This is a genomic window from Paramagnetospirillum marisnigri (genome assembly GCF_001650715.1).
Taxonomy (GTDB): Bacteria; Pseudomonadota; Alphaproteobacteria; order Rhodospirillales; family Magnetospirillaceae; genus Phaeospirillum; species Phaeospirillum marisnigri.
In genome coordinates this window covers 1-1,939 of record NZ_LWQT01000122.1, presented here as the reverse complement: position 1 = coordinate 1,939, position 1,939 = coordinate 1, and the positions used below count along the sequence as shown (strand labels likewise).

Here is a 1,939-nt window from a genome sequence, read left to right as displayed (position 1 = left end):
GCCCTGGTGGCACAGCATGAGCGCGAGATGATCAGCGCCAGGACCAAGGCTGCCCTTGCTGCGGCCAAGGCGAGGGGAAAGAAGCTGGGAAGCCCCAAGGGTGCGGAGCATCTCCGAGGCCTGGGCAATGCCGAGGCCGTGGCTGCGATCAAGGAGAAGGCCGACAGGCGGGCTGGAGACCTTCAGGGCATCATGGGGGAATTGATGGCCGCTGGGATGTCACTGCGAGGCATGGCAGACGAACTAAACCGCAGGGGTATCCTGACCGCCAGAGGCGGGGCGTGGTACCCCACCAGCGTTAAGCGGAGCTTGGAGCGGGTTGCTGTGGGGGGCTAAGGACATGATATCAGGCGCGCCGTTTGCGTCTGCGAATTTCACGCACCAAAATTGCAACGCTATCTTCCGTGATTGGTGTGCTGTGAAGCCACTCGATTAAATGAACCCTGTTTTTGCGCGCCAGATCTTTTTTCTGAATATCTCGTTCCTTGGTCTTGGCCAAAGCATCATGGCCGCCAAAAATCTCAATTGGCTTAAAATGTTGTTCTCCGTGATATTCAATAGCCACCGCGTAACTGGGTATGAAGTAGTCATATCTGTATCGCCCAGCCCACTCCGGGGAATATTCGCGAACAATATCATCAAAGTGATTTTTCAGAAGCTCATAAAGAGCCGTCTCGTTAACCCAAGCGTCCCCTACTTTCTTGGCGCCGCGACTTAGCCTGAACTTATTCTCCGCCTCTCTGAGGAAGGCATTGCGAAAACTAAGATCATCGTAAAGCTTATCAAGTATTGCGTTTCCGTATTTTGATTCGCAAAATTTGATAAAGTCGGAAAGCATAATTTTGACGTAATCAGAAACTGGCGTGCCGCAGTGAGCGAAAAAATCCAAAAATGTTATGGGCAATTCACATGCTATGGTTATGTATACCGCACTTCCTGCTGAAACATAAACGCCAAAGCGCCCGTTTTGAGCTGATAGAAAATCTTTTAGCTTTTCCCTGGCAACATTGCTTGCTTGAGCATACATCAGCTTGATCTGATCGACCACAGCATCGCCAGTAAGTCCATCAAGCTTTGTTTTATCCAGGATCTCAGTCATCTCCCAAATTTTGGTGTTGATGCTCAGGCGAATGAAGTATCTCCTCGTATTATTTGCGCTCAATGGCGGCTGTTCTTCCATGAGCTTGAAGCTTTTATGATCTGGTTTTTTGTGAGGTGTGAATAGCCCACTTATTTCGACGTTTAAAATGCCGTCGAACGCATTAACCAGATCGCAAACAAGGCAATCGACTGAGCTCCCATTGCCGGATACGATGTATTTCTTAGTCACGACGCAAGTCCTCAGGCCTCAACTTCCACATCAGGCAAAACATCATTCAGGGCAATATCGCTGTATGGACGCGGCGTCGCCAAGAATCGTCTCGCCAGCCACTCAGGCGACGAGGACATCGCCGCTGCCAACCGGATTGATCCGAAGGTCGCCAAACAGTTTGCGAAAAGGGGCGTTGTCGTTCGCTGACGCCAGTTCTGGCGGGCAATTTGGCCGTTGAACCGACATTTCCCATATGGACGGCCGATCCGCCTCTGATTAACGCCAGAATAGCCAAATTCCAGCCCAACCGGAAGACGGAATGGCGTGATGGAGGCTCCTTGACCTCTCGACCCTGAGCATTCTGGCCACTGTCGTCATGCGACCTCAAACGCAGCTCAATCCCATTTTCTTGGACCTCTTGCCTAGAGGAAGCCCCCCGCCTCCTCCTGGCTAGGTGCTGACCGTCCTCCCCAGCACCTCCGACGATGTGGCCGGGATGGTGTCGCGCGAGAATAGCGCCGTCCCGGCCCTTCAGGAACTGGGCACCTCCGGAAACCTCTTCATTCTGACGGTTTGAGAGTTGTTCCGGGCGTGAATTGCGGTTGATCGGCGTTTCCGGGTCTGTTT

At 52.4% G+C, this 1,939-nt stretch carries 2 protein-coding genes; one reads left to right on the top strand and one right to left on the bottom strand.

The window, feature by feature from the left end; genetic code table 11:
- Positions 1–336, top strand: a 336-nt coding sequence (locus A6A04_RS20545; RefSeq protein ID WP_172822832.1) for a recombinase family protein, incomplete at its 5' end; no start/stop codon positions are given.
- A 10-nt stretch (positions 337–346) separates the two neighbouring features.
- Here A6A04_RS20545 and A6A04_RS22585 read toward each other — a convergent pair.
- On the bottom strand, positions 347–1,330 hold the full coding sequence (locus A6A04_RS22585) for a hypothetical protein (RefSeq protein ID WP_156612724.1): 984 nt from the start codon (positions 1,328–1,330) through the stop codon (positions 347–349).
- Between the last annotated feature and the right edge of the window lie 609 nt (positions 1,331–1,939).